At 31.4% G+C, this 6221-nt stretch carries 7 protein-coding genes and 1 tRNA gene; 6 read left to right on the plus strand and 2 right to left on the minus strand.

Annotated features, from left to right (window positions below):
- Positions 1 to 145 precede the first annotated feature (145 nt).
- On the plus strand, positions 146 to 1567 hold the full coding sequence (locus QHG34_RS10215) for a hemolysin family protein (protein WP_282630081.1): 1422 nt from the start codon (positions 146 to 148) through the stop codon (positions 1565 to 1567).
- 55 nt (positions 1568 to 1622) lie between these two features.
- Here QHG34_RS10215 and QHG34_RS10220 read toward each other — a convergent pair whose 3' ends face one another.
- Together QHG34_RS10220 and QHG34_RS10225 are read right to left on the minus strand one after the other, a co-directional pair.
- Positions 1623 to 2330: a 3'-5' exonuclease gene (locus QHG34_RS10220; RefSeq protein ID WP_282630082.1), complete on the minus strand. Its 708-nt coding sequence runs from the start codon at positions 2328 to 2330 to the stop codon at positions 1623 to 1625.
- Positions 2305 to 3510 carry a serine hydrolase domain-containing protein gene (locus QHG34_RS10225; RefSeq protein WP_282630083.1) on the minus strand — a complete coding sequence of 402 codons (1206 nt, stop codon included), beginning with the start codon at positions 3508 to 3510 and terminating at the stop codon, positions 2305 to 2307. The genes QHG34_RS10220 and QHG34_RS10225 overlap by 26 nt, the downstream gene beginning before the upstream one ends.
- A 135-nt stretch (positions 3511 to 3645) precedes the next feature.
- Here QHG34_RS10225 and QHG34_RS10230 point away from each other — a divergent pair, with 135 nt between their 5' ends.
- From QHG34_RS10230 to QHG34_RS10250, 5 genes are all read left to right on the plus strand, one after another.
- Complete coding sequence (locus tag QHG34_RS10230) at positions 3646 to 4248, plus strand: superoxide dismutase (RefSeq protein WP_282630084.1); 603 nt, start codon at positions 3646 to 3648, stop codon at positions 4246 to 4248.
- Positions 4249 to 4354: 106 nt separating this feature from the next.
- Positions 4355 to 4918 (plus strand): murein hydrolase activator EnvC family protein, encoded by a 564-nt coding sequence (locus QHG34_RS10235; RefSeq protein ID WP_282630085.1) that lies wholly within the window; start codon positions 4355 to 4357, stop codon positions 4916 to 4918.
- Complete coding sequence (folB, locus tag QHG34_RS10240) at positions 4918 to 5274, plus strand: dihydroneopterin aldolase (protein WP_282630086.1); 357 nt, start codon at positions 4918 to 4920, stop codon at positions 5272 to 5274. The genes QHG34_RS10235 and folB overlap by 1 nt, the downstream gene beginning before the upstream one ends.
- Positions 5275 to 5326: 52 nt before the next feature.
- Positions 5327 to 5397 (plus strand) — tRNA-Cys (locus tag QHG34_RS10245).
- A gap of 103 nt (positions 5398 to 5500) precedes the next feature.
- Positions 5501 to 6157: a P-loop NTPase fold protein gene (locus tag QHG34_RS10250; protein WP_282630087.1), complete on the plus strand. Its 657-nt coding sequence runs from the start codon at positions 5501 to 5503 to the stop codon at positions 6155 to 6157.
- The last annotated feature ends 64 nt before the right edge of the window (positions 6158 to 6221 follow it).

The following is a 6221-nucleotide window of genomic DNA, read 5'->3' on the forward strand; positions in this document are numbered from 1 at the left end:
TAATTTCTAAGATTTTGTATTTATAAATTTTGTAATTTTGCTACGAATCAAAACGTTGTGATTTTTAAATTTTTTTTATTAATTTAGATGTATTGATTTACTGACTCATAAAACTTATCACAAGTCAGTTTTTTAAATTCGTAGAATGGATACATACTCCCAGATTTCGACATTGTTTTTAGTTGCTAATCACAATGTCGCCGATGAAATTTCTATAGCAAAACTTTTGCTTACAATTTTCCTTGTTTTATTAAATGGTTTTTTCGTTGCAGCTGAGTTTGCAATTGTAAAAGTACGTTCGTCACAAATTGAAGTTAATCAAGATATTAACGAAAGAACGTCTAATGCTGCAAAAAGAATCGTAACACATTTAGATTCTTATCTTGCTGCAACACAGTTAGGTATTACATTAGCTTCGCTTGGACTTGGTTGGGTTGGAGAAAGTTCTTTGACACCTGTAATCGTAAAACTTTTTGAAGTTTTAGGATTAACATCTCCGTCTTGGACTACAATTGCTCAAAATGTAGCATTTCCGGCAGCTTTCGTTATCATCACAATTTTGCACATTGTTTTTGGTGAATTAGCACCGAAATCGTTAGCAATTCAGTTTCCAGCAAGAACTACTTTCGCAGTAGCCTGGCCACTTAGAGCATTCTATTTTGTGTTTAAACCACTTATTGTTATGATGAATGGTTTGGCGAATGTTATTCTTCGCGCTTTTGGTATTCATCCTATTCATGGAGGTGAAATTCATTCAGAAGAGGAATTAAAGATGATTATTACTGAGAGTACTGAAGGTGGTGCAATTGAAGAATCTGAACGTAATTTAATTCAGAATGTCTTTGATTTTGATGATCGTCGAGTAATGAATATTCAAACTTTACGTAAAAATGTTTCTGCAATTAACATTAATACATCTGTAAAAGAGGCGTTAGATTTTGCGATAAATGAAGGTTATTCTCGTTATCCAGTTTACGAAGAAGAATTTGATAATATAAAAGGGATCATTTACGCGAAAGATTTAATCAAGCAGTTATTAGAAAATCCAAATCAAACTGAAATCGAGGGTTTATTGCGTGAGCCAATTTTTATCTCAGAAAATGCGTTGATTAAAAATGTAATGAAACAATTTCAGAAAAAACATATGCAAATTGCAATTGTGACAAACGAAGTAGGTGAAGTTGCAGGAATTGTTTCGATGGAAGATATTTTGGAGGAATTAGTTGGAGAAATTCAAGATGAATACGATAACGAAGATCCAATTGTTTCTCGTGTTTCTGAAGGTGTTTATAATGTAAATGCGCATAACGCAATAAGCGATATTAATCGTTTGGTACCATTTAGGTTTGAAGAAAGTGAACATTATGATACATTGGCTGGATTGGTTTCTGAATGTTATCCTGATAAAGAACTAGAAGAAGGTGATTTGGTTGATTTAGATGAATATACAGGAACAATTATCAAAATGTACCGAAATTCTGTTGAGCAAATTCAATTGAAAGTGAAAGAAGAATTGATTGAAAACTTTCGAGATGAACCTGATTCTGCCGAAGATGATGAAAATTAATCATTAAAAAATATAGAATAAAAAAATCCGCTTGTAGCGGATTTTTTTATTCGTTTTATAAATCTTCTTTTCGTTGCAAAGGTTCATCGTAGCGCATTTTACGGAAAACGTTAATCAATGTTACAACATCTTTTTCGCAATAATCTTTGATGCGTTCTACATTGTTTTCATCGTAGTATACACGTGCAACTTGCGAACCGTCGATATCATCTTTAGGTGTTGGAATTTCGAAAATATTGGCTAATAAATCCAACGATGTAAAGTTTTTATAATCGCCAAATTTCCATAGTTCCATTGTGTCTAAATGTTGAACTTCCCACGGTTTTTTACCAAATAATTGCAGAATAACAGGTATTTCTATCTGATTAATCATCATTCGGCGAGCGATGTACGGAAAGTCAAATTCTTTTCCATTATGTGCACACAAAATATGATCGGGCTTGAAAAAGTTTTCAATTAACATCGTATTAAATTCTTCCAATAAAATCTTTTCATCATGTCCATAAAAACTTTTGATGTGAATGAAAGAATCTTTGACGACAATTCCGACTGAAATACATACAATTTTTCCGAATTCAGCCATAATTCCAGCACGTTCGTGGTAAAATTCTTCAGGAGAAATTTCGTTATTATTGCGTTGATAAGCCGTTTTCTTATCCCAAAGCGCTTGTGTTCTTTCGGACAAAAGATTCCAATCATCGGTTTGTGGAACCGTTTCGATGTCTAAAAATAGTATTTTACTGTAAGGAATTCGTTGGATCATTTTCTTTCACTTTTTGATTAATTCGCATCGCTTCGTCTACTAATCGGTAAACATCGCCATCTGCAATTGGACGATTATTTGGCTGATCGTTATGTGTTTTTCCAGTTCGAGTAATAACTAATTTTTCCGAAGGAATTACAATTACACGTTGTCCTAAATGACCTAACATCGTATAAAAAGGCGTTTTGTAATCGTAATCCATCCAAACCGAATAACCATAAATTTGTGGTTCATTTGGTCCAAACGCTTTTTTGTTTGGTAAAACCATTTTTTGCACAAAAGCAGAATCTAAAATTTGTTTTCCGTACCAATTTCCATCATTCAATAATAATTGTCCAAGTTTGGCAAAATCTCGCGCTGTAGCATTGAAACAACAATAGGTTTTCTCCATTCCTTTCGGATTATCTTTTGACCATTGTGCATCTAATTCCATACCCATTGGCTGCCAAAATTCTTCTTGAAAATATTGTGATAACGATTTATTTTTTAATGCACGTTCAATTACAATTCCTAAAAGTTGTGTATCACTCGATTGATATTTGAAATGTCCGCCTGGTTGAGCAACAAATTTTCTGTCTAACATTTGTTTGACGATATCATCGCCATAATAGGCTTTTGCAGTAGGATTGAGAGGGAAATAGTAATCTTCGTCCCAATCATAACCAGAAGTCATCGCAGATAAATCGCCAACCGTACATTCGACTCCAAATTTATCATCTTTAAATTCGGGAATAAAATCTGTTATTTTTTGATCTAAACTTTTGATATATCCTTGTTCAATTGCTTTTCCTAACATCATTGTTGTGAATGTTTTGGCCATTGAGAATGAATTGGTAATATCATTTTGTACATAACCATTAAAATAATATTCGCTCAAAATTTGATTATCTTTTATGATAACCAATCCAGCAGTTCCGAAATCCTTCATTTCTTTTTCGAATTTTGGAGATAACGGAAATTGGTTGTAATCTAAGTGTTGGTACCAAACACGTGGCGAAGCAGCCATAATTACATTGTTATCAAAATCTTTATAATCATCAATGTTGGCGGTTTTTTCACCTTTTAGGTACGTCAATTTTACACCACGAAAAATGTAGTCATTTCCGGTTGCATAAAGAATCAGAATTAGAACACAGATAATTATAATGATCCATTTTATTATTTTCCAAAGTATTTTCATCACAAAAAAATATAATCTTCTACTAAAATAAGCTTTTACTATTAAATAATGTTAAAATTCTATCATAACGGAATTATATTTGCGGAGTAAATGCGTACATTTATACAAAATAATAAATCTAAAAATTATAATATTATGGCTTTTGAATTAGCAAAATTACCTTATGCTTTTGACGCTTTAGAACCTCATATTGATGCAAAAACAATGGAGATTCACCACGATAAACACCACGCTGCATATACAAATAACTTGAATGCTGCTATCGAAGGTACTGATTTAGCAAATGCTACAATTGAAGAAATTTTAGCAAAAGGAACTGATAAACCAGCTGTTCGTAACAATGGTGGTGGTTTTTATAATCACAACTTATTTTGGGAAATTTTAACTCCAGGTGGAGCTAATCAACCAACTGCAGAAGTTGCTGAAGCAATTAACGCTGCTTTTGGATCTTTTGAAGCTTTCAAAGACGAGTTTTCTAAAGCTGCTGCAACACGTTTTGGATCAGGATGGGCTTGGTTAATCGTGAAAGATGGTAAATTAGTTGTAACATCAACTCCAAATCAAGATTCTACTTTGATGCCAGTTGCTGATGTACAAGGATTTCCAGTTTTAGGATTAGATGTTTGGGAACATGCTTATTACTTAAACTACCAAAACCGTCGTCCAGATTACATTGAGGCTTTCTTCGCTGTAATTAACTGGGATAAAGTTGCAGAAAGATTTGCATCTGCAAAATAATTTGTTTAAAAATTTTTAAACTATATGAGACTTGTGTAGAAATATGCAAGTCTTTTTTTTTGTATATTTCATTGATAATCTTTTGATTAATTATATCCATTTATCTATGAAATTTAAAATACCTTTTTTTGTTCTAGTGCTTGTGCTTAGTTGTAATCATCAATCTCATGAAGTTAATGAAGTTAAGATTGATGATTTTCCTAATGCCAAAGGTTTTGATTTTCCTGTAGGTAAACCCAATGCAAGTGGGTATTATAACGCACAAATTTTTGGAGAAAATAATCATTTAGGAGATGATTGGAATGGAATTGGAGGAGGAAATACAGATTTAGGAGATGCGATTTACGCTATTGCTGATGGATATGTAGTTAGCGCAGAAGATATGAGTGGAGGATGGGGAAATGTAATTCGTGTTGTGCACAGATTTGATGGAAAAAAGATAGAATCTTTATATGCGCACTGTGATAGAATATTAGTAAATAAGGGAGATATTGTTTTTAAAGGTGATAAAATAGGGACTATAGGAACTGCGAATGGAAAATATTTAGCACATTTGCATTTTGAGATTAGAGATCAGGTAGGTTTACCTTTAGGAGCAGGGTATTCTTCTGAAACAGAGGGTTATTTGGATCCGACAAAATTTATTAATGAGAATAGAATTATAGAGTAATGGGAATAATAATTTTAGAAAATATAAAAATTTATTCTAATCACGGATGTTTAGACGAGGAAGCTCGCATAGGCTCGGATTATTTGGTAGATTTGGAAGCGCACGCAGACTTTACGAAAGCAACGGAATCGGACGAATTGGTTGATGCATTGGATTATGTGTCGTTAAATAAAATTGTTAAGGAAGAAGTAGGTGTTCGTTCAAAATTATTAGAACATGTTTGTAAAAGAGTCTTAGATCGTATAGGTCAAGAACTTACAAGTGTTACGTATGCTAAAGTGAAATTATCTAAGCTGAATCCTCCTATTGGTGGGCATGTAGAAAAAGTGAGTGTTATTTTAGAAAAAACGTATTAAACTTTTTTTTTCTGAAAATATCCTTATATTTGCAGTCCAAAAGAACGGGAATGGTTCCTTGACCGAGCGGTTAGGTAGCGGTCTGCAAAACCGTCCACAGCGGTTCGAATCCGCTAGGAACCTCAGAAGTGTTAATCAAATTGATTAGCACTTTTTTTGTTTTTATACGCTTTCCTCTGTTTTACCAATAATATTAATTTATATTTGAAATACAATATACATTAATATGAAGTTTAAAAACTTTGATAAAAAAACATTATTCAGTTTATTTCTAATAACTATCATCTTCTTAATTTTTTTTAAAAATGAAGGTTTGATTAAAAATATTTTAAATTTAATTGACTTATATGTTAAGCCATTCTTTGAATTTGAAAATACTTGGTTTAGTTGTATTACAATTTTATTTATATCTATATTATCTATTTACTTATTAATCAGATATAATCTATTAGTCTTATTGAACAATCTATTAATCTATTCAATACTTTTATTTTTAAATCTTTTATTTTTTAAAAGTGTTTGTTTAGATTATTTTGATTTATTTGTATTAATTAGTTTCAAAAATATTGAAATAAACATTCTTAGTCTTATTCTGCTTATCATTAATCTCTATTATATCAGTATTTTTTTGTTGTTTTCAGAAGAAAAATCTTTAAACGATTCAAAAGAACATAATAAAGATCAATTGCTATTAGGTAGTAAAGCAGATGATTTTTTTAATCTTTTACAAGATAGAGTAGATGAGAGTATATTTGGTATAAATGGAAGCTGGGGAGTTGGTAAGACCTTTTTCTATAAAATAATAAAACAAAAACTAATAAAGTCTGGAATTAAAGAAGAGCAAATTATAGAAATAAATGTATGGAAATGTAATCTTCCCTAAAAACCGGACCGTTTAAAAATATAGTTTATTAACTTAGGGATAATTATGAAACAGAGCAATTTTA

Origin of the sequence: Empedobacter sedimenti (assembly GCF_030005555.1) — a bacterium.
Classification (GTDB): domain Bacteria; phylum Bacteroidota; class Bacteroidia; order Flavobacteriales; family Weeksellaceae; genus Empedobacter; species Empedobacter sedimenti.